At 71.5% G+C, this 22,456-nt stretch carries 22 protein-coding genes; 9 read left to right on the forward strand and 13 right to left on the reverse strand.

What is annotated here, in order from left to right; translation table 11 throughout:
• Positions 1-6: 6 nt before the first annotated feature.
• Positions 7-378: a helix-turn-helix domain-containing protein gene (locus ACFV46_RS13500; protein WP_361935866.1), complete on the reverse strand. Its 372-nt coding sequence runs from the start codon at positions 376-378 to the stop codon at positions 7-9.
• Positions 379-454: 76 nt separating this feature from the next.
• Between ACFV46_RS13500 and ACFV46_RS13505 the strand changes: the two genes are divergently transcribed.
• Positions 455-865, forward strand: a complete 411-nt coding sequence (locus tag ACFV46_RS13505; RefSeq protein ID WP_385498204.1) for a RidA family protein — start codon at positions 455-457, stop codon at positions 863-865.
• A gap of 134 nt (positions 866-999) precedes the next feature.
• Here ACFV46_RS13505 and ACFV46_RS13510 read toward each other — a convergent pair whose 3' ends face one another.
• The 3 genes from ACFV46_RS13510 to ACFV46_RS13520 form a co-directional block, all read right to left on the reverse strand.
• Positions 1,000-1,185 carry a hypothetical protein gene (locus tag ACFV46_RS13510; protein ID WP_361935863.1) on the reverse strand — a complete coding sequence of 62 codons (186 nt, stop codon included), beginning with the start codon at positions 1,183-1,185 and terminating at the stop codon, positions 1,000-1,002.
• A gap of 125 nt (positions 1,186-1,310) precedes the next feature.
• Positions 1,311-2,153 carry a PhzF family phenazine biosynthesis protein gene (locus ACFV46_RS13515; protein WP_385498206.1) on the reverse strand — a complete coding sequence of 281 codons (843 nt, stop codon included), beginning with the start codon at positions 2,151-2,153 and terminating at the stop codon, positions 1,311-1,313.
• Positions 2,154-2,177: 24 nt separating this feature from the next.
• Positions 2,178-2,792 (reverse strand): TetR/AcrR family transcriptional regulator, encoded by a 615-nt coding sequence (locus ACFV46_RS13520; RefSeq protein WP_385498208.1) that lies wholly within the window; start codon positions 2,790-2,792, stop codon positions 2,178-2,180.
• A gap of 103 nt (positions 2,793-2,895) precedes the next feature.
• Between ACFV46_RS13520 and ACFV46_RS13525 the strand changes: the two genes are divergently transcribed.
• Positions 2,896-3,450, forward strand: a complete 555-nt coding sequence (locus tag ACFV46_RS13525; protein ID WP_385498209.1) for an ester cyclase — start codon at positions 2,896-2,898, stop codon at positions 3,448-3,450.
• 50 nt (positions 3,451-3,500) lie between these two features.
• The gene (locus ACFV46_RS13530) at positions 3,501-4,301 is read left to right on the forward strand and encodes an enoyl-CoA hydratase/isomerase family protein (RefSeq protein ID WP_385498210.1); all 801 of its coding nucleotides are present in this window, start codon (positions 3,501-3,503) and stop codon (positions 4,299-4,301) included.
• A 59-nt stretch (positions 4,302-4,360) separates the two neighbouring features.
• Here ACFV46_RS13530 and ACFV46_RS13535 read toward each other — a convergent pair whose 3' ends face one another.
• Positions 4,361-6,610 carry a SpoIIE family protein phosphatase gene (locus ACFV46_RS13535; RefSeq protein WP_385498211.1) on the reverse strand — a complete coding sequence of 750 codons (2,250 nt, stop codon included), beginning with the start codon at positions 6,608-6,610 and terminating at the stop codon, positions 4,361-4,363.
• A 285-nt stretch (positions 6,611-6,895) separates the two neighbouring features.
• Here ACFV46_RS13535 and ACFV46_RS13540 point away from each other — a divergent pair, with 285 nt between their 5' ends.
• Both ACFV46_RS13540 and ACFV46_RS13545 read left to right on the forward strand, forming a co-directional pair.
• Positions 6,896-7,339: a VOC family protein gene (locus tag ACFV46_RS13540; protein ID WP_385498212.1), complete on the forward strand. Its 444-nt coding sequence runs from the start codon at positions 6,896-6,898 to the stop codon at positions 7,337-7,339.
• An 83-nt stretch (positions 7,340-7,422) separates the two neighbouring features.
• Positions 7,423-8,883: a dihydrolipoyl dehydrogenase family protein gene (locus tag ACFV46_RS13545; RefSeq protein WP_385498213.1), complete on the forward strand. Its 1,461-nt coding sequence runs from the start codon at positions 7,423-7,425 to the stop codon at positions 8,881-8,883.
• Here the strand turns inward: ACFV46_RS13545 and ACFV46_RS13550 are convergent.
• From ACFV46_RS13550 to ACFV46_RS13585, 8 genes are all read right to left on the reverse strand, one after another.
• A complete protein-coding gene (locus tag ACFV46_RS13550) occupies positions 8,850-10,028 on the reverse strand; it encodes a YbfB/YjiJ family MFS transporter (RefSeq protein ID WP_385498296.1) in 1,179 nt (392 codons plus the stop codon). The genes ACFV46_RS13545 and ACFV46_RS13550 overlap by 34 nt on opposite strands.
• A gap of 299 nt (positions 10,029-10,327) precedes the next feature.
• Complete coding sequence (locus tag ACFV46_RS13555) at positions 10,328-10,873, reverse strand: CGNR zinc finger domain-containing protein (protein ID WP_385498214.1); 546 nt, start codon at positions 10,871-10,873, stop codon at positions 10,328-10,330.
• Positions 10,874-10,947: 74 nt separating this feature from the next.
• Positions 10,948-11,592: a DsbA family oxidoreductase gene (locus tag ACFV46_RS13560; RefSeq protein ID WP_385498297.1), complete on the reverse strand. Its 645-nt coding sequence runs from the start codon at positions 11,590-11,592 to the stop codon at positions 10,948-10,950.
• 242 nt (positions 11,593-11,834) lie between these two features.
• Positions 11,835-15,653, reverse strand: a complete 3,819-nt coding sequence (locus ACFV46_RS13565; RefSeq protein WP_385498215.1) for a S8 family peptidase — start codon at positions 15,651-15,653, stop codon at positions 11,835-11,837.
• A gap of 249 nt (positions 15,654-15,902) precedes the next feature.
• On the reverse strand, positions 15,903-16,721 hold the full coding sequence (locus ACFV46_RS13570; RefSeq protein ID WP_385498217.1) for an enoyl-CoA hydratase/isomerase family protein: 819 nt from the start codon (positions 16,719-16,721) through the stop codon (positions 15,903-15,905).
• A gap of 80 nt (positions 16,722-16,801) precedes the next feature.
• Positions 16,802-17,287 carry a lipocalin-like domain-containing protein gene (locus ACFV46_RS13575; protein WP_385498218.1) on the reverse strand — a complete coding sequence of 162 codons (486 nt, stop codon included), beginning with the start codon at positions 17,285-17,287 and terminating at the stop codon, positions 16,802-16,804.
• Between the two features lie 62 nt (positions 17,288-17,349).
• Positions 17,350-18,927, reverse strand: coding sequence for an aldehyde dehydrogenase (NADP(+)) (locus tag ACFV46_RS13580; protein ID WP_385498221.1), 1,578 nt, complete (start codon positions 18,925-18,927; stop codon positions 17,350-17,352).
• A complete protein-coding gene (locus ACFV46_RS13585; RefSeq protein WP_385498222.1) occupies positions 18,924-19,583 on the reverse strand; it encodes an isochorismatase family cysteine hydrolase in 660 nt (219 codons plus the stop codon). Before ACFV46_RS13585 ends, ACFV46_RS13580 begins: the two co-directional genes overlap by 4 nt.
• Positions 19,584-19,727: 144 nt before the next feature.
• Between ACFV46_RS13585 and ACFV46_RS13590 the strand changes: the two genes are divergently transcribed.
• From ACFV46_RS13590 to ACFV46_RS13605, 4 genes are all read left to right on the forward strand, one after another.
• Complete coding sequence (locus tag ACFV46_RS13590; RefSeq protein ID WP_361934191.1) at positions 19,728-20,318, forward strand: TetR/AcrR family transcriptional regulator; 591 nt, start codon at positions 19,728-19,730, stop codon at positions 20,316-20,318.
• A 251-nt stretch (positions 20,319-20,569) separates the two neighbouring features.
• Entirely contained in the window at positions 20,570-20,938 is a 369-nt protein-coding gene (locus tag ACFV46_RS13595) for a DoxX family protein (RefSeq protein ID WP_385498223.1), read from the forward strand.
• Positions 20,939-21,032: 94 nt separating this feature from the next.
• A complete protein-coding gene (locus tag ACFV46_RS13600) occupies positions 21,033-21,218 on the forward strand; it encodes an SDR family oxidoreductase (protein WP_361934185.1) in 186 nt (61 codons plus the stop codon).
• 101 nt (positions 21,219-21,319) lie between these two features.
• Complete coding sequence (locus tag ACFV46_RS13605; protein WP_385498225.1) at positions 21,320-22,456, forward strand: NAD(P)/FAD-dependent oxidoreductase; 1,137 nt, start codon at positions 21,320-21,322, stop codon at positions 22,454-22,456.

Genomic DNA, 22,456 nt, shown 5'->3' on the forward strand with positions numbered 1-22,456 from the left:
GGTGCCTCAGAGGCGCGCTTCTTCCCGCCCGTCGAAAACGGCGCGTGCGTGCTCGATGGCCGGCATGTTCTGCGCGGCCCAGGCCAGCAGTACCTCGACGGGGTGCCGAAGCGTCTTGCCGAGGGGCGTGATGCGGTACTCGACCGCGACGGGGCGAGTGGAGACGACCTCGCGTTCGACCACGCCGTTGCGTTCCAGCCGCCGGAGTGTCGCGGTCAGGGACTTCTGCGTGACCTGGGGGATGGCCCGGCGCAGTTCGTTGAAGCGGCACGGGCGTGCGCAGAGTTCGTTGAGGACGCCGAGCGACCACTTGTCGAGGACCTGGTCCAGCAGTTCGCGGTGCGGGGCGTCGATGCGGAGTTCGTCGTCGGTGTCCAAGGCGAAACCTGGTCTCGTTGAAGTGTCCTTCTGCCACTAGGTAGCTTACGGATACTTCTTGAGAGGAGAAGAGGCCATGACTGTTCGGTACCTCACGCCGAAGGGCATGCTGCAGCCCGTCCCCTACCACCATGTCGCCGTGGGCACCGGGACGAAGCACGTCCACGTCAGCGGACAGATCGCGCGCCAGGCCGACGGGACCGCCGTCGCGCCCGGCGATCTGGCCGGGCAGGTCGCCCAGGCGTTGCGCAATACGGCCGTCGGGCTGTCGGGCGCGGGCGCGACCTTCACGGACGTGGTGCGCCTGACGTTCTACGTGACCCGGTGGAGCCCCGAGAAGATCGGTGACTTCATGAGCGGTGTGGAGGCCGTCGCCGACGAGATCGGGCTCCCGCTTCCCCTGCCGCCGGCCTCACTCATCGGGGTGGAGTATCTCTTCGAGCCGGACGTTCTCGTCGAGGTGGAGGCGACCGCACTGCTGGACTGAGCATCGAGGCGATGCCGCTCGCCGTGCCCGGACACGGCGAGCGGGGCAGCCGAGCACTTTCCCCGGCCGTACGGTCCGCTGTCCGCGCCGTACGGCTCCACCGGGCGGCCCGAGAGGGGTACGCCCAGCGCGGCTCAGGTGTGCAGTCGCGGGAGCTCGCCCGGGCGGACCTTCACCACCTTCACGTGCGTACAGCCTGAGGCTTTGAGCGCACGCCGGCGCTGGTTGGCGGCGGTCTTCTCGAACACCTTCGCCGACGCCTGCGGCGCGCCGTCGGGGTCGGTCCAGGTCAGACCGTAACTCTGCACCGCGCTGGTCATGCTCCCGTTTCCTCTCCGCCCGTCCTCCGGGCCACCGACGCCGTACGAACCATGACTGCCCCGCCGAATCGGCAGCCTGCCACGAAGCGGGCCGGAACGTCGAGACCGCACCCTCCGGTTCCGGGTCAGAGGGTGATGGTGCCGCGGACGCGGACGACGGTCGCCCCGCTCACCCAGACCGTGCCGTCGCTGTCGGCGGTGACCTCGATGCGCGCGGCCCGTCCCACCCTCGTTCCCTGGGAGACGCGGTAGGTGGAGGGAGCGGCGCCGGTGGAGGTGAGCCACTGCCCGACGGCGGCGTTCATGCTGCCGCACGCGGGGTCCTCGGGCACGCCGATGCCCGGGGCGAACGTACGCAGCTCGAACGCGTACTCGGACCCCTCGGGCCAGGGGCCGATCGCGCCGACCATGGCGTCCGGTATCAGGGTCAGGTCGGGTTCGAGGGCGAGGACCTCCTCGGCGGTGGCCAGTCGGAGCACGGCCCAGCCGGGCCCGTTGTCGACCCACTGGTGAGTCACGACCTGCTCTCGTGTGATGCCGAACGCGCTCACGATCCGCTTCAGGTGGTCGTCGTCGAGCTCGCCGGTGCGCACCCGGGGCGGGGCGGCGAAGGCCAACCAGTCCTCGCTCCGGCGCACGGTGACCAGGCCGGCGGCGCACTCCTGCACGAGGTGGCCCGCGTGCCGCGGTGTGCCGCCGCCCTCGAGCCAGGCGCGTGCGGAGCCGAGGGTGGGGTGCCCGGCGAACGGCAACTCGCCTTCGGGCGTGAAGATGCGCAGCCGGTAGTCCGCCTCCGGGGCGGTGGGCGGCAGGACGAACGTGGTCTCGGAGAGATTCGTCCACCGGGCCAATCGCTGCATCTGCTCATCGCTCAGGTCCGTCCCGTCCAGGACCACCGCGACCGGATTGCCGGAGTAGGGCTGCGTGGGGAACACGTCGACCTGCACGAAGGAACGACTGCGCGGCATGGTCAGGGGCACCTTTCGGATGGGTCATGCAAGGAGTGTGCGGACGGCGGTTCTGTGGAGGAATTCCTCGGCCCGGTCCCACGTCCAGCCGTTCTCCGCCACCAGCGCGTGCCAGCCCATGGGCCCGAACCAGTACCAGAGGAGGTCGGCCGTCTCCTGCTCCGGGCAGGAGGGCGACGGCTCCAGTGTGTGGAGGTGGCCTGCGGCGGCGCGCAGCGCGTCACGGTAGGCGGCGGTGGCGCGTTCCCACAGGGCTTCGCCGTCCTCGTGGACGGGGAGTGCTTTGCGGATGGCTTCGTGTACGGGGTACTGGCTCTCGTTGCCGGCCCGCGTGCCCCGTGCCAGCGCACCTAGGACCGCTTCCGGCGTCGGCAGGGCGAGTATCTCCTCCATGGCCTCGCGGTAGCCCGACGCCGTCACCCCCTCGTCGACGATCCGGTACAGGATGTCGCTTTTGCTCCCGACGCTGGCGAACACCGTCTTCGGGGCGACCCCCGCGGCCGACGCGATGTCGGCGACCGCGACCCGCCCATAGCCGCGCTCGGCGAACAGCGCCGTGGCCCTGCTGAGGATCAGCTCGCGGGTGCGCGCCGCACCCTCGGCGCGCAGCGGGGACACATAGGGGCGTTTGGGCGACATGATCCGATGCTAGCACCATGAATTCATTAGGTATGGTGTTACTCCAACTGCGCTTCAGGTCGGTCTTGGGGCCGCCCTTCGGCCGCCGACGAAAGGCTTGATCATGGGAATGGACGCTTCGGAACTCGGCCGTGGCCTCTTCCGCGTCCTCGAGACAGGCGACCGGGCCCTGGCCGCGGACGTGGTGCACGCGGATTTCCGCAACCGCGAGGCCGCGGTGTCACCCGAGGCGTGCTCGATCCCCGGACCCGCCGGGGTGCTGGCGTCGGGGGCGTGGATGCGTTCCGCCTTCAGTGAACTGCGCTTCGCCGTCGAGGACATCGCCCACCAGGACGACCGGGTCTGGGTGCGCCTGCGCATGCAGGGCCGCCACACGGGCCCGTTCGTGAAGTTCCGGGACGGCGGTCTCGATCAGGCGATACCGCCCACGGGCCGCGAGATCGACTTCGAGCAGATCCATGTGCTCGGCCTGCGCGACGGCAAGGTGGTCTCGCACGAAGCGGTCCGCGACGACATCACGATGCTCGGGCAGCTGGGCGTGTTCCCGCCGGAGCCGGCCGGCATGCTCCGCATGGTCGGGTGGCGGCTGACCGGGCGCGCCAAGGGCGCCGCGCAGGCCGTCACGACCCAGGCCGCCGAGGCCGCCGCCCGGGCGTAGCCGGATCGCCCATGACGCCCGGAGTCATCCGGTTGCGTAAAAGTGCGGACATGGATGCTTCGTCTCCTTTCCGGGCCGTCCGGCGGTCCGCCTCGTACTGGCGGGTGACCTTCGACGCTCCCCCGGTCAACCTCGTCACCTTCGACACCTTCGCGGCGCTCGGAGAGCTGGTCGACCGGATGGACGCCGACGAGGACGTCAAAGTGGTGGTCTTCGACAGCGCGGATCCCGACTTCTTCCTCGCGCACTTCGATCTGGTGCCGCCGAAGGAGCCCTACGCCGGACCCACATGGCTGGACGTCGCCACACGCATGGCCCGTTCGCGGGTGCTCACCATCGCCTCGATCCGGGGGCGCGCACGAGGAGTGGGCAACGTGTTCCTCCTGGCCTGCGACATGCGCTTCGCCAGCAAGGAGAAGGCCGTCCTCGGCCAGCCGGAGGTCGGGGCGGGGATCACCCCGGGCGGTGGGGCCACCGAACGGCTCCCCCGGCTGGTGGGGCGGGCCCGCGCCCTGGAGATCATCACGACCGGCGACGACTTCGACGCCGAGACGGCCGAGCGGTACGGCTGGATCAACCGGGCGCTGCCCGATGCCGAACTGGACGCCCACGTGGAACGCGTCGCCACCCGCATCGCCTCGTTCGACCGGAGGCCGCTGGCCGAGGTGAAGGCGCTGATCAACCGGTCGACGCTGCCGTCCGAGGACGACCTGACGGCAGGCCAGGACACCTTCCGCGCTTCACTGACCTGGCCGGAGGCACAGGAGCGGATCCGTCAGCTGCTCCAGCGGGGCATGCAGCAGCGGGGCGACCTCGAGTACCGGCTGGGAGAGCACATCGCTGACATGTGACGTCCCCGGCGCGCGAAGACGCCTCGGTGGGCCCGAACCGGCGACGGTCCCCGCAGCCCTCACTCCTGGGGGATGACCAGGCTCAGGGCCACCGTCTTGCCCCGGCCGTTGGGGTAGCTCGTCCACTCGTCGGCCAGGGCCTCCACGATCAGCATGCCCCGGCCGTGCTCGGCCTCGGGGGCCTCCTCCTCGGTCAGCGACAGCGGTGACGGAATGGGCGGGTTCGTGTCGGAGTCCCGCACTTCCAGTCGCAGACGGTCCTCGAAGGCCCGCAGTCGAAGGTCCACGTCGCTCCCGGCGTGGATGAGCGCATTGGTCACGATCTCCGAGGCCGCCAGCTCCACGACGTCCGACATGCCCTGCAGGCCCCACGAACCCAGCTGGTCGTGCACGAACGCGCGGGCCGTTCCCACCCCCCGCAGGTCGCGTCGCTGGATGTGGAGTCCGGCCGCCCTCGGTTCGTTCTGCCGCCCGGCTCCCTCGTACCGCGCCAGCAGTACCGCGGCGTCGTCACGGCGCTGCTGCGGTGTGACGATCTCGGAGACGATCCTGTCGGCCAGATCCTCCAGATGCGACGGAGGCGGGGCGTCGGTCGAGCCGAGCAGGTCCCTCGCGCAGGTCTCCGGGCTCGCGGACCGCCAGGAGACGAGGCCGTCGGTGTACAGCATCACGATGGAACCGGACTCGAGCGTGTGCTCCCGGCCCTCGTAGGGCTGCGCCATCGGCACGCCGAGAGGCACGTTGGCCGGAGCGTCCAGAGCCTCGACGCGCCCGTCGGACCGGCGGACCAGAGGAGCGGGATGGCCTGCCAGCACCACTTCCGCGGTGCCGTCCAGGGTGTCCAGTGCGACGACGCAGCAGGTGACGGTCAGGTCGGTGCCGAGTGCGGCCAGCACCCGTCCGGTCCGGTCGATCATCGCCGCGGGGCGATGGCCCTCGATCGCGTAGGCCGCCATCGCGGTGCGCACCTGCCCCATGACGGCGGCGCTCTCCACCGCGTGCCCCTCCACGTCGCCGACGACGAGGACCGCGCGCTCCTCGGCGGTCCTGAACACGTCGAACCAGTCGCCGCCCACCTCGGACGTGACGTCGGCGGGGCGGTAGCGGGCCGAGGTGACCAGTCGCGGGAGGTCCGGGAGCCGTGCCGGCAGCAGGGACCGCTGCAGCAGCTGGGCCGCCTCACGCTGATCGGCGCCCAGTTCGACACGCTCGACGGCCGCACCCAGCAGCCCCGCCATCATCCCGAGCAGCACACGCTCCTCTGCCGGGAACGCGCGGGGACGGGAGAAGGCCAGACCGCAGACGGCCACGGCCCGGCTCCGTTCGGCGAAGGGCAGATCGATGAACTGCCCGTCTCCCCTGAGCGGAAGGTACGCCTCGGTACGGGGCTCGCCGGCGGACGTCCCGCCGACGAGGGGGCTCCCGTCACCGGTGAGGTACAGCGCACGTCCATGGAAGGCCGCGGCCGCCGGTGTACGGCCGTCCACCCCGGCGCCGTGGATACGGCGGGCCAGCTCCGTGGAGTCACCGCTGTGGCCCAGCACCCACAGACGGCCCTCACGCGCCGAGAACAGCACCAGCGCGTCGGCACCCAGCGACGACATCACGCAGTACCGGGCCGCCGCCACGATGTCGTCCATGGTCGTGGCCCGGTTGAGCAGCTCCGACAGACGCCGCAGCGGGAACATCATGCTCGTACCGGAGGACCCCGGAACGTCGCGCACACCCCAGCCGGGCGTGCGGACGCTGGTGTCCACCCCCTTCCCCGCGGGGACGAGCATCGGCATCGGACCCGCCGCCACGCGGACGCCGTCGTCCACCAGTCGCGCCAGGGCGTCGGCCAGTCGGCGCCCGATGTCCTCGAGGATCAGCAGCTCCGCGGGCTCGTAGACGCCGGCGGTCTCCACGCGCAGGACCGTCAGCGCTCCGAAGCGCCGCTCGTCCACGGTGACGGGCGCCGAGAGGGCGACGTACGGGTAGGGGAGCACGTGTTCCTGGTCCGGGCCGGCCGGATCGGGATCGGTCAGTACGGTCGCCTTGCCCGTGGCCCACGCGCGCGCCGTGGCGGACGGCGTGTCGAGTGCCATCCGGCCGGGGAAGGTGAAGAACGAGGGCGCGCTCCCGTCGGCCAACGCCAGCCGCAGCGGGCCCTGGTCCGCGTCCACGAGGTAGACCGCCGCCGAGACGGCGCCGAGGAGGCGCCTCGCCTCGCGAGCGGCGGAGTGCAGGGCTTCCGACAGGTTCGAACCGTGGACGACGTCAGAGCCGCCCCCGTGCCGCTGATCTCTTCCCGGTGTACTGCTCCGCACGAGAGGGCTCCCTCCAGCGCTCCGTGCCTGCCGACCGTCCGCCTTCGGCCTCCGGTCTTCGGCGGAAGATCCCGTGGCGCACACGGAGTGACGTCTGCGCGGGCGCGCTGATCGCCGAGAAACGGCTACAGCTCCAGTAAACACCTGCCCGGGCCGGCTCTCTCCGCACGGGCCCCCATCCGTCACCATCTTGACTGGTGACGATCACACATGGGAGGGTGTCACCTGTTCAACCGGTGACGCACGGAATCGCCGTGCCCGGGACGCGTGGAAGTGAGGACGAAGATGGATCTGAAGCTCGAAGTCGTGGTGCTGCCCGTGGCCGACGTCGACCGCGCCAAGGCGTTCTACGAGAGGGCCGGCTTCCGCCTGGACGTCGACCTCGTCGCCGACGACGGCTACCGCGTGGTGCACCTGACGCCCCCCGGCTCGTCGTGCTCGATCCTGTTCGGCACCGGGGTCACCACCGCCGCGCCGGGTTCCGTGCAGGGCCTGCACCTGATCGTCGACGACATCGAGGCCGCCCGCGCCGAACTCCTCGCCAAGGGTGTCGGGATGAGCGAGATCTTCCACGATGTCAGCGGGGTGTTCCACCGCGGCACGGAGGAAGGACGGGTGAGCGGTCTGGCCCCGGAGCGCGCCAGCTATGGATCGTTCGCCACCTTCACCGACCCGGACGGCAACGGCTGGGCGCTCCAGGAGGTCACGACCCGGCTCCCGGGCCGGTAGGGGCGTATCCGGGCACCGGAATCCGGCTGTGCCCCACCGGACCCCCGGTGGGGCCGAACCGCCTCTCGAGGACAGGAGAGAAGATGGACGAGGAAGCCCGCACCTACGACGTGGTGGTCGTCGGGGGCGGCCCGGTCGGCGAGAACGTGGCCGACCGCACCCGCGCCGCGGGACTCAGCACCGTCATCGTGGAGCGCGAGCTGCTGGGCGGTGAGTGCTCGTTCTGGGCGTGCGAACCGAGCAAGGCACTGCTGCGACCGGTGGTGGCCCGCGCCGACGCCGGCCGGGTGCCCGGCCTCGAGGACGCCGTACGGGGACCGCTGGACGTGGAGGCGGTCCTCGCGCACCGCGACAGGATGGCCGCCCACTGGAAGGACGCGGACCAGGTCGGCTGGCTCGACTCGGTCGGAGTCGACCTGATCCGCGGTCACGCCAGGCTCACCGGCCCCAAGCAGGTGTCCGTGGTGACTCCGGACGGGCAGACCGTACGGCTGACCGCGCGGCACGCGGTCGCCCTGTGCACCGGCACGGGCACCGCCCTGCCCGGCATACCGGGCATCGACGCCGTACGCCCGTGGACCAACCGGGAGGGCACGGCCGCCGACCGGGTGCCGGGGCGGCTCGCCGTGGTGGGCGGCGGCGTGGTCGCCGTCGAACTGGCCACCGCGTGGCAGGCGTTGGGTGCCCAGGTGACTCTGCTGATCAGGGGCGAGGGACTGCTGCGGACGATGGAACCGTTCGCCGGTGAACTCGTCGCGGAAGCGCTCCGCGAGGCCGGTGTGGACATCCGCACCGGCACCGAGGTCACATCCGTCAGGCGCGTGGGCGGCGCGGACGGGGGCCTGCGGCTCGCTCTGTCCGACGGTGGCGAACTGGCCGCCGACGAGGTCCTGTTCGCCACCGGCCGGGCACCGCGCACGGCGGACCTCGGCGTGGAGAGCGTCGGCCTCACCCCGGGCGCCTGGCTCACGGTGGACGACACCTTCCTGGTCGACGGGGTCGACGGCGGCTGGCTCTACGGCGTCGGTGACGTCAACCGGCGCGCCCTGATGACGCACCAGGGCAAGTACCAGGCCAGGATCGCCGGCGCCGCCATCGGAGCGCGCGCGGCCGGTGTGCCGCTCGACAGCGGCAGGTGGGGCGCGCACACGGCCACGGCTGACCATCTGGCGGTCCCTCAGGTCGTCTTCACCACGCCGGAGGTGGCCTCCGTCGGTCTCACCACGCACGAGGCTCGGCGGACCGGTCGCCGGGTCGATGTGGTGGACTACGACCTCGCCCGCCTGGCGGGCGCCCAGCAGTACGCCGTCGGGTACCGGGGACGAGCGCGCATGCTGGTCGACACCGACCGCGGCACCGTGGCAGGGGTGACCTTCGTCGGGCCGGGCGTCGGTGAGCTGCTCCATTCGGCGACGGTCGCCGTGGCGGGCGAGGTCCCCCTGGACCGGCTGTGGCACGCCGTCCCCGCGTTCCCGACCATCAGTGAGGTGTGGCTGCGGCTCCTCGAGACCTACCGGGACGACGTCGGCAGGCGGTTCCCGTGAGGTGTCCTGTCGGGCGATGAGCCGTCCGTGACCGCCCGCGGTCCACGCGGTTCCGCCATGGTGTGCGGGAATCCGACGCGCAGGAGGAGGGCGGTGAGCGCCGCGGCCAGTACGACGGCGGCCGCCAGGATCAGAGCCTGGTGGTAGCCGTGCCGCAGAAGGGGTGTCGCGACCAGCGGGCCGAGGATCTGACCGACCGAGTATCCGGCGGTCAACAGGGCCACGGCGCGCGGGAAGCGCAGATGCGCACCCGTCCCCAGAGCGAGTGTGCTGACGCCGATGAAGGTGGCTCCGAACAGCACCGCGGAGAGCAGCGCGGCCGCCACTCCCCCGACCAGCGCGGGCAGGGCGATGCCGACGGCCTGCACACCGAGCGCGGCCAGCAGCAGGTCCGGCCGGGTCCACCGGCGTCCCAGACCGGCCCACAGCGCGGCGGACGGGATCGCCGCCAGGCCCACCAGCACCCAGGCTCCGCTGCCGACCCAGCCGGGTGACGCCTGGTCGATGGCCGCCACCAGGAAGGTTCCGGCGATGATGTAGCCGACGCCCTCGAGTGTGTAGGACACGAACAGCGCGCCGAACCAGCGGTGGGTCCGCGGTGCTTGGGTGCGGGGTCGCGGCTCCGGCGTCACGGTCTGCGGGACGGCCGGTTCCGGTCGGAGGCCCCAGGCGGCGAGCGCGAGGGGCACGGCCAGCGCCGCCGAGGCCCACCAGGCGGTCTGCCACGTCCCGATCGTGCGCAGGACGAGGACGAGCAGACCGGAGAGCGCGATGCCGGCCCCCACACCGCCGAACGCCCAGCCGGGCAGATGCGCCGGATGGTCGCGCAGGTGGCTGAGCAGGGAACTGGCGGCGATGACGAAGATCATCGCGCTGAAGGCGCCCGCGCCCAGACGCAGGAGCAGCCAGACGAGGGTGCTGTGGGTCAGCGCCATGCCGGCCAGGGATGCGACCAGCGCCACGAGGCACGCACGCAGGACGACGGAGGAGCGCACGAGTCGCGGGGCGAGGCTGCCCGCCAGCGCGCCGGCCAAGTAGCCCCCGTAGTTGGCGGTCGCGAGGTGTGCTCCCGCACCCGCCGACAGCCCGGCCTGGGCGTGCATCAGCGGCAGGATCGGGGTGTAGACGAACCGGCCGACGCCCATGCCGGCGGCGAGCGAGGCGGCGGACTGGAGGACGTGCACCCATGGTGAGCGTGGAGCGCCTCCCGCCGCGTGGTCCGCGGGAACGGTGGTCGGCGGAGGCCCGGACGCCGGATCGGGACCGGCGCCAGGAACCACCGCCTCAAAGTTTCGCGCACTTCCCATGCGGACAGACTCGCCCGCCCGGGCACGCGGATGAAGGACGGATTTCCTCCCTGCTGGGAGCCACGTCCTCTCGTGCGAGCGCAGATACGCCTCGGGCCGCCCGACTCACGTCGGGGCGGGTGGCGCCCGATCAGCCGTCAGACCTGCTGGTTGCGCCGCCGGGCCCGGTACGCGGCGGCCTTGACCCTGTTGCCGCACGTCTCCATGGCACACCATTCCCGACGACGGCCGCGTGAGCGGTCCAGGTATGTCTGCGTGCACTCGGGGCGGGAGCACTCCCGCAGAAGGTCGGCCTCCGCCCCACCCAGGATCTCCACCGCCTCACGGGCGAGGGACGCGAGGCCTTGGGAGACCGAACCCGTGCGGACGGCGCCCTCGTCGCCGAGCCGCACCTGCACGGGCAGCCCGGTCGCCTGCTGGTTCACCTCGGCGAGCGCGTCGGCGGGCAGCGGTTCCTTCGCGAGGGCGGCCGCCGTCACCGAGTAGAGGGCTTCTCGCAGGCTGACGGCCGTGGCGAGTCCGGTGTGATCGGCTCCTGGAGCGGCGTCCATCATTCCGGACTCGACGAACCATGCGTCGAGCGCTTGCGGGGAGGCCAGCATCTCCGTCGGTTCCGCGTTGCGGCGCGCGCGCAGCGTTCCGACGAAGTCGAGGAAGGGCGTCCCACAGGGAAAGGCATGCACGTCACCACTTTAACCGGTGAGTAACGTGGCGCGCAAAGGCCCGTCGCGCACCTGCCCCACCCCCGTCCGGGTCGTCAGGCGGCGGCCCGGTCCGTCCACGCCTCCTCCAGGGCCCGCGTGAACGTCTCGGGCGACTGGACGCCGCTCACGCCGTAGCGCCGGTCCAGGACGAAGAACGGGACGGCGTTCGCGCCGAGTTCGGCGGCAAGCCGTTCGTCGGAGCGCACTTCGTCGGCGTACGCGTCCGGGGCGTCGAGCACCTCCCGGGCCTCCACCTCGGCCAGTCCCGCTTCGACCGCCAGCCCGACCAGGGTCTCACGGTCGTAGATCGAGGCCTCCTCCGCGAAGTTCACCCGGAAGGCGAGGTCCAGGAACTCGCCCTGCAGTCCGCGAGTGGCGGCGAAGTGGGAGAGGCGGTGCACGTCGAAGGTGTTGCCGAAGACCCGTCCGCCGACACGGAACTCCAGCCCCACCGCGTTCGCCATGGCCGCCGCCTGCTCCTCCCGCGCGACCTGCTGCTCCCGGGTCCGGCCGTACTGCGCCGCGACGGCGTCGATGATCGGGACCGTCCCGTTCTCCGCCTGGGGATTGAGCTCGAAGGAACGGTGGACGACCTCCACCCGGTCGCGGTGCGCGAACGCGGCGAGCCCCTTCTTGAAGTGCTCCCTGCCGACGTAGCACCACGGGCAGGCCACATCGGTCCACATCTCGACACGCATCATCTGGTCTCTCCCTTGCACGGGGGGGCGGGCCGGTGCCCGACACCGAAGGACGAACGGCGCACACCCCCGCTCTAGGGGCTCATCGGCGCCTTCCCCGAAGAATAGACGACCGACCGTCTTTCACAAAGTGCCTGCTCACAGTGGCCCCCATCGGCGACACGACCAGGGGTGCCGGAAGCTCCGCGCTTCCGGCACCCCTCGCCCTCGGTCGGTTCAGCTCACGGCAGCAGCCCGACGGCTCACTCGGTGCCGCGGTGGAGATAGGCGCGGTTCACCGTCTGCCGCACCTTGTCGCCGCGCGCGTCGGTCGCGGTGACCCTCAGCGTGACGTAGGCGTCCCCGTGCAGACGGGCCGGACGCTCCACCACGGCGGTGAACCGGCTGACGCCCTGCCGTGCGGTGCGCGCGGTGCTCCAGGTGCGCCCGTCGTCGTAGGACGTCTCCACCTTCAGCGAGACTCCGCGCGGGGCGGCCATGCCGTCCTGCATACGGACGCTCAGCCCGACGCTGTGCGTGCGGGACCGGCCCACCGCGTTCCGCGCGTCGACCGGCACGTCGTAGTCGAGCTGGAGCAACGGCAGGAGAGCCGTCTTCGTGGCGGCACCGGAGCGGAACGTCCACGACGTGTCGGTGCTCGTCGCGAAACGCCACTGGTCCGAGACACGCTTCGTCGTCAGGTCCAGCCGGTAGGTGGCCTCGGCCGTGGGTACCTCGAAGTCGCCCCAGGCGCCGGCCTCCGAACGCGCCAGCAGCTGTCCGTCGCGGTACAGCAGGGCTGTCGCGGTGTCGCCGGTGGCGTCACCGAAACCGCCGTGTTCGGCGAAGGACCAGTGGCTGGTGCCGTCGTTGAATTCCGGCACGTGGATCGACAGGGCGTCGCCCTTGCGCAGCGACGGCTGCCGGCCCCCGCGGGGAACGGAGGGGCGCACCACGGCTCCGAACCACCGCTCCGAGGTGTGTTGGCCCGGCCGGTACGTGTGCGGGTCGTCGTGCATGCCGCCCTGCAACGGATGGTCGGTGGCCTCGACGACCTTGTACTGCACGGCGTGCTGCCACTGCGTGCCCGCGTCGGCGCTCACGTACTCGACGCGCTCCTGCCCCACCGGCACGAAGCGGGTCCACTGACCCCACGCGGTGGTCTGGTAGGGCCGCCACGCGAAGCGCTGCTCACTCGCCCACTCGGAGGCGCCGGTGCGGTGGTAGGTGGCACGGACGACCGCCATGTCGCGCTCCGAGACGGTGTAGCGGGGGTTCTTGGGGATCGCGTTCCTCCAGACTCCCATCACGTCGTACATGTACGGACTGCGCGCGGTGCCGGTGAAGGCCACCGTCGTCCTGCGCGCGGCCATGCGCTGCAGCACGGTGGCGCCGTCGGTCGAGGAGGCCCGCACGAAGGGGAGGGCCATCCGCTCCCCCGTCGGCCGCCACTGGGTCCACACCGGGAACCTGTCGGGCAGCACCAGCAGCACGGCCTTGGCGCCGGCGGCCGCGGCGGCCCGGGCCAGCGCCGAGTTGTCGTAGCCGCTGGACTCGTCGTCCCGCAGCACGGCCAGCTTCCCCCGCGTGCCACGGAAGTCCGGCGCCTGGGCGGTGCCGGCGTCCACGGCGGTCAGCCGCTCACCCCGGTCACCGAAGACGGGTGAGAGCTCCTCGTAGTAGGGCCGGAAGTCGGCAGTGGTGCCCGAGGTCTTCGCCCGCAGCTGCGGAGCGACCATCTGCGTGCGTACGGAGAATTCGAAGGAGCCGTCGGTGACCGGGGCGGTGGCGTTGGTGTAGAAGCGGTCCCCGCCGAAGACGGCCGTGGTCTGGAAGAGGTCCTTGCCGTCGATCCTGCGGTAGTACGTCGGGCACAGGACGCCGTAGCGCTCGGCCGGCCGGGGGGTGCGGAACCGCACCTCGGTGGCCTCGGCGGCGTTCAGCGTGACCGTGGTGTCCTTGGTGACCCTCACCTCGGGGGCGACGACGTTGCCGATCTCGGAGGCGCCGTCCGCCGCGTAGTCCGTGAACTGGCTGCTGGCGTAGTACGTCCCCTCCTCCACGAGGGCGATCCCGGCCTCCCGGTCGGTGTACTCCACGAACCCGTCCGCGCCGAAGATGGTCCCCAGCCAGCCCGGGACGACCTGACCGGCCCGGTCGCGGTAGACCACCTTCAACCGGTGCACGGGGGCGTGCACCCGGAGGGAGACCGTCGTGTGGAGGGTGACGGTGCCGTCCGCCGACGCGGCGGTCAGATACCCGTAGTAGTGACCTCTGGCAGCCCCGTGCGGGTCGGTGCGCAGGGGTACCTCGGTCGTGGCGCCGGGGGCGATGCGGACCGTGGTGGCGCCGACGCCGACCACCCCGTCGGCCAGGGCGCGCCCGGTGTCGGTGGCCAGTTTCAGGTCGAGCGACAGCGTGACGGGGCGGTCACCGGTGTTGGTGTAGCGGACGACGGCCTGCCGCTGGTCCAGGCCACCGCCCACCGACAGCGGGGCGAGCGCCAGGGACCCGGTGGCGGTGACGGGACCCATGGCCGCGGCCAGGTCGATGCGGCCCGCCCCCTGAGCCGTCACCTCGGTGCCGGGGACCGTGTGGGCGGTGCTGGTCAGCGCGTCCTTCACCTGCTGCGCGGACCAGTCCGGGTGTCGCTGGACCAGCAGTGCGGCGGCGCCGGCGACGTGCGGAGTGGCCATGGAGGTGCCGGACAGCGACACATAGTGGCTGTCCACGGGGTCGCCCAGAGCGGTGCCGGCCGCGCGGGCGGCGACGATGCCGACGCCCGGTGCGGTCACATCGGGCTTCACGGCCCCGTCGCCGTAGCGAGGTCCACGGCTGGAGAAGGACGCGAGGGAATCGTCCCGGTCCACGGCACCGACGGTCAGCGCGGCGTCGGCCGCGCCCGGTGTGCCGAGCGTCGACTGGCCCGGTCCCGCGTTGCCCGCCGCGACGACGAAGAGCGTGCCCGTCGCATCGGTCAGGGCGTTGAGGGCCTGGCTCATGGGGTCGGTGCCGTCGGCGTGACCGTCTGCTCCCAGGCTCATGTTGACGACCTTGGCGTGGGAGTCGACCGCCCACTCCATGCCGTCGATGATGCCGGACTCCGAGCCGTAGCCGTCGTCGTCGAGCACCTTTCCGATCAGCAGCTCCGCCTTCGGCGCGACGCCCTGCCGGGTGCCACCGGACGCGGCGCCTGTTCCGCCCACGATGGAGGCGACGTGGGTGCCGTGCCCGAAGTGGTCGTCCGTGTTGCCGCTGCCGGAGAAGTCCTTCGCCGCCGCGATCCGGCCGGCCAGGTCGGGGTGGTGCGCGTCGGCGCCCGTGTCCAGCACGGCCACCTTGACGCCCTGACCCTCGTAGCCGGCCTTCCAGGCCGAGGGTGCGCCGATCTGGGCCGTGCTGCGGTCGAGGGCGGCCTTCACCTTGCCGTCCAGAAGGATGCGCGGGGTCGTCGCCGTCCGTGCGGTGTCCGGCTTCCTGCCGGAGGTGAGGGTCTTCCAGAAGGTGGTGAGGTCTTTGCCGGCGACCAGGGCCGACCGGGCGTCGATGCTCGTCAGGTCGCGGGACGGCGTGCTCGCCCCGTTCAGCGCGACCAGCCGGGCGGCGGTCGCCGCTGCCGACTTCGCGGCCTGCGCGTCGATCCGGGCTCCGTCGCGGGGTGGCACCGGCTTGGAGGCGACGATCAGCGGCAGGCCGGAGCTGTGGGCCTCGTCGAAGCCGTCCGCCACGAGGGCCGAGACGTCGAACAGCCGCCGGTCGACGACACCGGCCGACACCAATTGCTCGGCGTCGGAAGGCACCACGCTCACCGTTCCGCCGTCGCCCTCCCGCGTCTGGAAGGCGATGTGTTCACGCCCGGGGGCGGGCCGTACGGACACGGCGTGCCGACCGCCGGGGAAGGAGGTCAGGGTCACTCGGTCCCCCGTGACCAGCCGTACGGTGGCCAGGTGTGTCCCAGCTCGGTCGGCGGCGGGGACGGCGGCGCCCGTCTCGGTCGTCCGCGCCGCGAAGGCCGCAGGCGTCGCTCCGGCGATCAACGCCAGTCCTGTTGATATCGCCGCCGTCATGCGGGTTCTCAGCATTCCTTGGAACACCTTTCGCGCACAGCACAGTGAAGCCCCAGAAGGCAATCAAGAATCGGGAAATGGAACTGACGGATACTTCGCACGTCAAGTTTCCCGGAAACGTACACCACCCCGAACCCACGAACAAGGCACGTCATCTGGTGCCCCGTCAGTCACCGAAGACCCGGCGGAACGGCACACGGTCGCCGCCCGGTACGGGCGGCGACCGTGTTCGTCAGTGGGACGCGTCGTGCGACGGGCCGCTGTTCACTCGGCCAGACGGCGGCCCAGGTCCAGCTCGACGCCGTCGGGGCGCTGGAGGCCCCGCTCGAACAGCGAGCGGACGCGATGGGCGTTCTCGGGGCGGCCGGAGGTCTGGAAGAAGGCCTGGAGGCTGGCACCGTAGGACTCGGGCGTCGGCAGGGACTCCGCGTCCACCAGGGACTTGGTCCGGGCGACGGCGACCTTGTCGAACCCCGCGATACGCCTGGCGAAGCCGTCGACGAACGCCTCCAGTTCGCCCTCGGGCACCACGCGGTTCACATAGCCGTACGCCGCTGCGAGGTCGGCGGGGAAGTCGTCGCCGCCCAGCAGGATCTCCAGGGCGCGTCCACGGCCCAGCAGTCGGGGGAGCCGGCCGGTGGGGTTCCCGCCCGGGACCGATCCGACGCCGACCTCGAACTGCCCGAGGACCGCGCCCGGCCCGGCGAAACGGATGTCCGTCGCCAGGGCGAACTCGCTCCCGGCGCCGCGGGCACGACCGTTGATCTCGGTGATGGTGGCGGCGGGGACCCTGGCCAGCCGGTACAGGTTGTCCGCGAACGGGTGGAGTCCGGAGGGGGCCGGCTTCATGGCGGCGACCCGGGACCGGTCGGACCGCATGTCCCAATGGGCCATGAAGAAGTGCGGGTTGGCGCTGCGGAAGACGACGGCCGTCAGATCGGGCGCCTCCTCGATACGGGTGATCAGCGCGGCGAGCTGCTCGATGGTGTCCGGGTCGATCAGGTTGATCTCACCGTTGGAGAAGGTCACCCGCCAGTACGCGGGGCTGATCTCTTCGACGGCGAACTGTTCGGGGGAAGGCATGAGGGTCTCCTCGTGTGGCGCGGGCCGACGGCACGCGGTGGTCGACTTCGAGAAAGCGGGATCTGTGGGCGCCGGTCCGGTCAGACCAGCCGGTGCCAGGTGAGTTCGGCGGTCCGTTCGGCACCCCAGAGCCGAGTGGGCGTGGTGACGCCGAGCCGCAGGAACGAACCGGCGAACTCGACCCTGCGCACCTGCTTCCGCCCGATCCAGTTCGGGAAGAGGCTCGTGGTGACGTGGTGCTCCACGGTGTGCGGGTCGACCACCTCGAACGGGCCGCCGTAGGCGACGTAGCCGGTGGCCGCCCGGGCCAGGTCGTCGGCTGCCGCGTCCTCCAGGCGCGCCGAGGCCAGGGGCCGCCGGTCGCCACGGCCGAGCTGGGCCGACATGTAGCCCTCGGGGGTGTAGAGGATCAGGCCGTACGGGGAGCGGCCCAAGGGGTGGACGACCTCCCCGTCGACGCTGACGGCGGTGTACGAGACGAGTCGCCACGCGCCGAACAGCCTCATGCGGACCTCGTCCCGGGCCGCACCCTCGTGTCGTTCGGCGGCCGGTCCTGTCACGGCCATGAGTCCTCCTGTTCGGACGGGATGGGGTCCGCGTGCTGTCGGTGGGCGGACGGTCCACGGGTTCACGGCCGCGTGAGCTCGCCATCGACGAGGCGCCAGAGGTGGAGCGGATTGGCCTCGCGCAGGGGCTGCGGCAGCAGGTCGTCGGGGAAGTTCTGGTAGGTGACCGGCCGCATGAACCGCTCGATGGCGCCCATGCCGACCGAGGTGAAGCGGCTGTCGGAGGTGGCGGGAAAGGGGCCGCCGTGGGTGGAGGCGTACGACACCTCCTGGGGGATCGAGAAGGCGTTGAAGACGATCCGTCCGGTGCGGCGTTCCAGGACCGGCAGCAGTTGTTCGGCGGTCGCGCGGTCGGCCGCGTCGGCGTGCAGAGTGGCCGACAGCTGTCCGCGGAAGGCACGTGCGACCTCCAGCAGTTGCTCCGTGCCGGAGACCTTCACCAGCAGCAGTGCGGGGCCGAAGACCTCCTCGCGCAGGGTGGGTTCCGCCAGCAGTCGGTCACCGGTGACCTCGAGCAGCAGGGCCTGGCCGTACGCCCCGCCGTCCGGGGCGGATCCCTCGGCGAGCCGGACTGCGCCGTTGTCCTCGTGGCGTCGGGCGTGGCGCAGGTAGGCGTCGTGGATGCCGGGCGTGAGCATGGGGCGTGCGTCCCACCTCTCCACCTCGGTGATGGCCGCCGCGCGGAGTTCGGCGTAACCGGGTCCCTCGACGGCGACGAGGACGGCGGGCTTGAGGCAGGCCTGTCCGACGTTGTACATGCCGCGCTGTACGAGGCCGGTACCGATCTCGGTGGCACGGGCGGCCAGGGCCGCGGGCAGGACGAAGGTCGGGTTGACGCTGGTCATCTCGGTGAAGACCGGGATGGGTTCGGGGCGCTGCTGGGCGCGGCGGTACAGGGCCATGCCGCCGGCCTCGGATCCGGTGAAGGTGACGGCCTTGACCAGCGGGTGGTCCACCAGGGCTTCGCCGATCTCGTTACCGGAACCGCGCACGAGTGAGAAGACGCCCGGATGCAGACCCGATGCGGCGACCGCCTCCTGTATGACGCGGCCCTCGATCTCGGACGCCCCGGGGTGCGCGTTGTGGGCCTTGAGGACGACGGGGCAGCCGGCGGCCAGCGCGGACGCGGTGTCGCCGCCTGCGACCGAGTAGGAGATGGGGAAGTTGCTGGCGCCGAAGATCGCCACAGGGCCGAGGGCCACCTTCTGCAACCGGTGGTCCAGACGCGGGGCGGGCTGCCGGTCCGGCTGCGCGGGGTCGATGGCCGTCTGGAGGAAGCGGCCCTGGCGTACGACGGCGGCGAACTTGCGGAAGACACCCGCGCTGCGCACGGCCTCGCCCTCGAACTGCGCTGCGGGCAGCCCGGTTTCCAGGGAGGTCCGCGCGGCCAGTTCGTCCTTGGCCGCCTCCAGCTTGTCCGCGATGAGTTCGAGGAACTGCGCGCGCTCTTCGAGCCCGGTGTGGCTGTAGCTGTCGAAGGCCTCGTCGGCCAGGCGCAGGGCGCGGTCGACCTCGGCCGGGCCGCCGAAGGCGAACTCGGGCTCGATGAATGCTCCTTCGGCGGGGTTGAACGCCTTCATGGTTCCCGCGGTGGCGGACACCTGGTCTCCGCCGATCAGGAGGTCTCCGGTCAGTGTCATGCGTGTGCTCCCTCGAACGCGGCGACGAGTTCGCCGGTGGTGGTGATGGCGTGGGCGTAGGTTGGCCCGTTCAGTTCGTGCGCGGCGTGAACCATCTCCGGCAGGAACGCCGCGGTGGCGTCGCGTACGAGCGTGACGTGGTAGCCGAGTTCCATGGCGAAGCGGCCGGTGGACTCGACGCAGGTGTTGGCGAGCAGGCCGACGAGCACCACATGGGTGATGCCGTGCTGCTTGAGGCGGAAGTCCAGGTCCGTGTTGGCGAATCCGCTCTGCGCCCAGTGCTCGGCGACGACGGTCTCGCCGGGCCGCGGCCGGAGGTCAGGATGGAACTCGCCGCCCCAGGTCCCGCGGGCGAAGCTGTGCCGCTCCATGATGCCGAGCTGGGTGGGGTTGGGGTGGGCCCATGTCTCGTAGTCACCCTCCTCCCAGCGGCGGTGGGGGACGAAGATCACGCGCGCACCGGTGTCACGGGCGGCGCCGACGACGGAGCGCAGGTGGTCGAGCAGATCCACCTGTTCCGCCATGGCCTTGAGCCGCGGCCAGATCTTGCCGCCCTCCGACAGGAAGTCGTTGAACGGGTCGACCAGCAGAACGGCCGTACACCGGGGGTCGTAGGTCTGGGGCATGGATTCCACTCCGATCAAGATGATGCTCATCATCCTGAATTGAAGATGATGCTCATCATCCTGAAAGTCAAGCGCGCGCCGCGGAACCCCGCCGTCAGTGGCCCAGGTGTATGATGTTCGTCATCCAGACAAGCGGCTTCCTCACTGCGGCACACCCGGAAAGGCAGGGTCACCATGGGCCACTCGCAGGCAGAGAAGGCGGCGACGCGCGAACGGGTGCTGAGGGTCGCCTCGCGCAGGATCCGCACCGACGGCGTCGATCGCCCGGGGGTCGCGGAGCTCATGCAGGAGGCCGGCCTGACCCACGGCGGCTTCTACAAGCACTTCGGCTCACGGGACGACCTGATCACCCAGGCCGCCGCCTTCGCCCTGGCAGAGGGCACCGCGAAGATGGAACGGTCCGCCCGCAAGAACACGGAGGACGCGCGAGCCGGCCTCATCGACGCCTACCTCGCGAAGCAGCACCGGGACGGCCCGGCCACCGGGTGCGCCCTCGTCACCCTGGGCGCCGCCGCCGGACGCGGCGACCAGCAGATCAAGCAGGCGTACGAGAACCAGGTCCGCACCTACCTCGACCTGATCGCCGGCCTGGACGAGGACACCGAGGACCCCCGGGGCGAGGCGATGCTCACGCTCAGCGCGCTGGTCGGCGCCGTGCTCATCTCCCGGGCGGTGGCGGACCAGGAGTTCTCCGACGACCTGCTGGAGACCGTCACCGCACAGCTGACGGACCGCGCCTCCCGGGATCTCCCCACCGAGGCCTGACACACGCCTCCGGCGGCGGCGACACAGGTGCGCCGCCGCCGCGGCACCCAGCCACACGCTAAGGGCGAGCATCTCGTCCCCCTCTCCCTGTCGGCCCGACGGGCGCCTCGTCCAGATTTACTTGACGCAACAAGTACTCAGCTGTTTACTTGTCACGTCAAGTAAACGCGTCGTCCGGAGTCCCTGCTCCGGCGCGCCACCACGCACCACGGCCCGGACCCGGCCTACCCCTCCCCCCGACAAGGAACATCGTGTACATCGCCGCCGTCATCCTCAGCGTCCTCCTCGCCCTGTTCGCCCTTGCCGCGGGCGCACCGAAGGCGCAGCTCAAGGGGAGCGTGCCGGAGGGCCTCCAGGCCAAGGGCCTCGGCTCCGGTCTCATCCGTCTCATCGGCCTGGCCGAGGTGGCCGCGGCGGTGGGCCTCGTCGTGGGCATCTGGTGGCAGCCCCTGGGCATCGCCGCCGCCATCGGCCTGGCGGTCGTGATGATCGGCGCAGTCCGGTACCACGTGAAGTGGGGCGACTACGCGGACAGCGAGGCCCGCGGTGCTGCGACGGCGCCCGTGATCTTCACCTTCGTCGCGATCGCGGCGGCCCTCACCCTTGCCGCCTCTCAGTGACCGCTCAGGCTGTCATGAGCCTGCCCACGCTGCGGGCCCTCGGACATCACCGGCGCCGGGCCCTCACACCGCCGCCAACGCGGGTGTCATCGGAATGACCCGCCAACTCGCCCTCGAAGGCGCCCCTCACCGCATCCCCGCCGTCACCAGCAAGACCCTCCTCAAGCGCTTCGCCCGGCCGGAGGAGATCGTCGAACTCGGCGCCTTCCTCGCCTCCGCCCGCTCGAGCTTCATCACCGGAGCCGACCATCCCGTCGACGACGGAGCCGGCGCCTGGTGATACCGGGAGGCCGATGAGGGCGGACCGCGGGAACACGCGGGACGCGCCACGTCACCCCCTCACGGCAACCGCAGACCGGGGGCCGAGCCGAAAGAAGCGCGTTGATCACGAACACGAACAATCGACATGTCGTCATCGTCGGCGGGGGATACGCCGGAGTGCGCCTGGCGCGCGCGCTGGACGCGGACGCCGACGTCACCCTCATCGACCTCAAGGAGGCGTTCTTCCACCGCGTCGCCTCGCTGCGGGCCGGCGCCGACCCGGACTGGACCTTCGCCCCCTTCATCCCGTACGACTCGCTCCTGGTCAACGGCCGTGTCGTGAGGAACAAAGCCGTGGGCGTCGAGGTGGAACAGCGCCGCATCGTGCTCGCCACGGGCCACCGGGTGCCGTACGACGTCCTCGTCATCGCGACCGGGGCCGACTACCAGGAGCCCGCGCGGTTCACGGGGAACACCGTCGCCGAGGCGGCCGCCGCCTTCCGCGGCCACCAGCGCCGCATCGCCGACGCCCGGAGCCTGCTGATCATCGGAGGAGGGCCCTCCGGAGTGGAGCTGGCCGCGGAACTGCGACGGGCCAACCCTCGGGCCGCGGTCACCCTCGCTCACTCCGGTCAGAGGCTCCTCTCCCACCACGGCACCGGCCGGATGGCCCGCCAGGCGCGCTCGTGGCTGGAGCGGCACGACGTCGAGGTCCTCCTCGGCACCTTCGTCTCATCCGCCGGCGGCGCCGGGACGGGGCTGAGGGACCAGACGGGCAGTCCGCTCGGCGCCGACGTGGTGTTCTGGACGACAGGCACCACCCCCAACACGCTGTGGCTCCGGCTGGCGGGACGGGGAGACTGGCTCGACGAGCGCGGTCACGTCAAGGTGGACGAGCATCTGCGCGTCCTGGGCCGACGGGACATCTTCGCCATCGGCGACGTCAACAACGTGTCGGAGGCGAAGCTGAGCCCGACGGCGGTCGCGCAGGGAGAGGCGACGGCGCACAACATCCGCGCCTACCTGGGCCACGGCAGGCACGGGAACGTGCCCCGCCCGTACAGGCCCGCGCCGGCACGCGTCTTCTCCGTGCCGTTCGGCCCCGACGGAGGCACGACGCTCCTGCCCACTCTCGGCCGCGACATCGTCGTCCTGGGCAACCGGGCCACGTCCGCGCTGAAGAGCAGGCACCTCGCGATACCCGCCATGCGGAAGCTCCTGGGTCACCCCGGAGACTCGGCGGCACGCTCCTGGTGA

It is taken from the genome of Streptomyces sp. NPDC059852 (assembly GCF_042731455.1).
Classification (GTDB): Bacteria; Actinomycetota; Actinomycetes; order Streptomycetales; family Streptomycetaceae; genus Streptomyces.

What these genes read in the sequence shown, in the direction of transcription:
- ACFV46_RS13600 (WP_361934185.1), top strand. Translation starts at nt 21,033, where the DNA reads ATGACCCGCCAACTCGCCCTCGAAGGCGCCCCTCACCGCATCCCCGCC.
- ACFV46_RS13510 (WP_361935863.1), bottom strand. Translation starts at nt 1,185, where the DNA reads ATGACCAGCGCGGTGCAGAGTTACGGTCTGACCTGGACCGACCCCGAC.
- ACFV46_RS13530 (WP_385498210.1), top strand. Translation starts at nt 3,501, where the DNA reads ATGGATGCTTCGTCTCCTTTCCGGGCCGTCCGGCGGTCCGCCTCGTAC.
- ACFV46_RS13590 (WP_361934191.1), top strand. Translation starts at nt 19,728, where the DNA reads ATGGGCCACTCGCAGGCAGAGAAGGCGGCGACGCGCGAACGGGTGCTG.
- ACFV46_RS13520 (WP_385498208.1), bottom strand. Translation starts at nt 2,792, where the DNA reads ATGTCGCCCAAACGCCCCTATGTGTCCCCGCTGCGCGCCGAGGGTGCG.
- ACFV46_RS13575 (WP_385498218.1), bottom strand. Translation starts at nt 17,287, where the DNA reads ATGGCCGTGACAGGACCGGCCGCCGAACGACACGAGGGTGCGGCCCGG.
- ACFV46_RS13525 (WP_385498209.1), top strand. Translation starts at nt 2,896, where the DNA reads ATGGGAATGGACGCTTCGGAACTCGGCCGTGGCCTCTTCCGCGTCCTC.
- ACFV46_RS13545 (WP_385498213.1), top strand. Translation starts at nt 7,423, where the DNA reads ATGGACGAGGAAGCCCGCACCTACGACGTGGTGGTCGTCGGGGGCGGC.
- ACFV46_RS13550 (WP_385498296.1), bottom strand. Translation starts at nt 10,028, where the DNA reads ATGGGCGTCGGCCGGTTCGTCTACACCCCGATCCTGCCGCTGATGCAC.
- ACFV46_RS13560 (WP_385498297.1), bottom strand. Translation starts at nt 11,592, where the DNA reads ATGCGTGTCGAGATGTGGACCGATGTGGCCTGCCCGTGGTGCTACGTC.
- ACFV46_RS13540 (WP_385498212.1), top strand. Translation starts at nt 6,896, where the DNA reads ATGGATCTGAAGCTCGAAGTCGTGGTGCTGCCCGTGGCCGACGTCGAC.
- ACFV46_RS13505 (WP_385498204.1), top strand. Translation starts at nt 455, where the DNA reads ATGACTGTTCGGTACCTCACGCCGAAGGGCATGCTGCAGCCCGTCCCC.
- ACFV46_RS13580 (WP_385498221.1), bottom strand. Translation starts at nt 18,927, where the DNA reads ATGACACTGACCGGAGACCTCCTGATCGGCGGAGACCAGGTGTCCGCC.
- ACFV46_RS13515 (WP_385498206.1), bottom strand. Translation starts at nt 2,153, where the DNA reads ATGCCGCGCAGTCGTTCCTTCGTGCAGGTCGACGTGTTCCCCACGCAG.
- ACFV46_RS13585 (WP_385498222.1), bottom strand. Translation starts at nt 19,583, where the DNA reads ATGAGCATCATCTTGATCGGAGTGGAATCCATGCCCCAGACCTACGAC.
- ACFV46_RS13565 (WP_385498215.1), bottom strand. Translation starts at nt 15,653, where the DNA reads ATGCTGAGAACCCGCATGACGGCGGCGATATCAACAGGACTGGCGTTG.
- ACFV46_RS13570 (WP_385498217.1), bottom strand. Translation starts at nt 16,721, where the DNA reads ATGCCTTCCCCCGAACAGTTCGCCGTCGAAGAGATCAGCCCCGCGTAC.